The sequence below is a fragment of the Mycobacterium sp. TH-M15 genome, assembly GCF_057473705.1.
In genome coordinates this window covers 1-1,842 of record NZ_JBYCLB010000277.1, presented here as the reverse complement: position 1 = coordinate 1,842, position 1,842 = coordinate 1, and the positions used below count along the sequence as shown (strand labels likewise).

General features: G+C 70.6%; 3 protein-coding genes. All 3 read right to left on the bottom strand.

The features are described 5' to 3' along the window. The coding region (locus tag AC2VNT_RS06515) for a hypothetical protein (protein WP_486946075.1) at window positions 1-122 on the bottom strand (122 nt) is incomplete at its 3' end. 28 nt (window positions 123-150) lie between these two features. Continuing rightward, on the bottom strand, window positions 151-1,593 hold the full coding sequence (locus tag AC2VNT_RS06510) for a bifunctional ADP-dependent NAD(P)H-hydrate dehydratase/NAD(P)H-hydrate epimerase (protein ID WP_047315614.1): 1,443 nt from the start codon (window positions 1,591-1,593) through the stop codon (window positions 151-153). A 68-nt stretch (window positions 1,594-1,661) separates the two neighbouring features. Next, the coding region (locus AC2VNT_RS06505) for a rhomboid-like protein (protein ID WP_486946074.1) at window positions 1,662-1,842 on the bottom strand (181 nt) is incomplete at its 5' end.

Sequence of the window (1,842 nt, the reverse complement as noted above, 5' to 3'; positions counted from 1 at the left end):
GCCGCCTCCGGATCCATCGATTCTTCGGGCAGCCGCAGGGCGGGTACCGGCGCCGTGAACATGCGGCCGGTGTAGGCAGGAGCGATCGAGTGCGCGGGGACAGACGGGTGACTGCGAGACACGACGAATCCTTTCGTTTGACCGTTGCTGCTATAAGGCCGCCAGGGCGGCTCGGATGTGCCGCACCATGCGGGACGCCGACGTCGGCGCGTCACCAGGCCCTGGGTCAGCGGCCGACAGCGCTGCCGCGCGCGTATGTACGAAGGCGGCGGCGGCGGCGGCCTCGGCCGCCGGCAGCCCCGCGGCCAGCAGCGCACCGATCATGCCGGACAGCACGTCACCAGACCCGGCGGTAGCCGCCCAGGACTGGCCGGCCGGATTCAGATACACCGGGCCGCCGGGGTCGGCGATGACGGTGACGTTGCCCTTCAGTAGCACGGTGGCACCGAACGCGTCGGCTAGCTTGCGGCACGCGCCGACCCGGTCATCGCCCGGAGGGGTCCCGGCCAGTCGGGCGAATTCGCCGGCGTGCGGGGTCAGCACCGTCGGCACTCCCCTTTCAGCGCGCTTGGTCACCAGGTCGGGGTGGGCAGCCAGCATGGTCAGTCCATCGGCGTCGACGAGCACCGGCAAGTCGGTGTCCAACGCAAACCACAGCGCCGCGGCGGCTTCAGCATCCGAGGTGCCCAGCCCCGGCCCGACGACCCAGGATTGCACCCGCCCGGCCGCCGCCGGGGTGGGCGACGCGATCACCTCAGGCCACGCCGCGAGCACCTGGGTATCCGCGCTGCCGGCGTAGCGGACCATGCCGGAGGTGGCCGCGACCGCCGCACCGGTGCACAGCACGGCCGCACCCGGATAGGTCGACGAGCCGGCCAGCACACCGGTCACGCCTTGGGTGTATTTGTCGTCGCGGGCGCCGGGCACCGGCCAGCGCGCGGCCACGTCGGCGGCCTGCAAGCCCAGGATGTCGGTGTCCGGCAGGTCGAGCCCGATATCAACCAACGTGACGTCGCCGCAGTCGGCGAGCGCGTGCACGGGCTTGAGCCCGCCAAAGGTGACGGTCAGCGCGGCGTGCACAGCGGGGCCGCTGATTGCGCCGGTCACCACGTCAATGCCGCTGGGGATGTCGACGGCGACTACCGGGATCCCCGCGGCCGCGACAGTCGCAAACACCTCGGCGGCCGCCGGTCGCAGCGGCCCCGAGCCGGAGATGCCCACCACTCCGTCGATAACGAGATCGGTTGCTGCCGATACATTTTCCGTGTTTTCCAAGACACGCCCACCAGCTTTCCGGAACGCCGCCAGCGCCTTGCGATGGGTGCGGTCCGGGTTGAGTAGCACCGCGTCGGCCGCCGCGCCGCGGCGGCGCAGGAAGGTCGCCGCCCACAAGGCATCGCCGCCGTTGTCGCCCGAGCCGACGACCGCGCACACCCGGCGGCCGGTAACCCCGCCGGTGCGGGCGGCCAGCTCACGGATGATCACGTTGGCCAACCCGTAGGCCGCGCGCTTCATCAACACACCGTCGGGCAGGCTGGCCAGCAGCGGTGCCTCGGCGTCGCGAATCGCCGCTACGGAGTAGTAATGCCGCATCAACATCAGGATTCCATGCTCGCGCCGTGCGCGGTCAGGGACGGGGGTGCAGCCGCCGGACTTAGCGGTCAGGCCGAAGCGTCGCGGCTGCCGCGTCGACGTAGCAATCTGGGCACGCGCGCCGGATCAATTGATCGGCCCTGGCGATCTCGGGCCAGCGCATAGCAGCACAGGCCGATGAGGATCGAACTGAAATGACCGATCGCGGTGAAGTTCAAGTCTTTGGGGTCGATCCGGGTGAGCGGGAAA

Excerpts from the sequence above, each read along its gene's own strand:
- AC2VNT_RS06510 (WP_047315614.1), bottom strand. The coding sequence starts at position 1,593 with ATGCGGCATTACTACTCCGTAGCGGCGATTCGCGACGCCGAGGCACCG.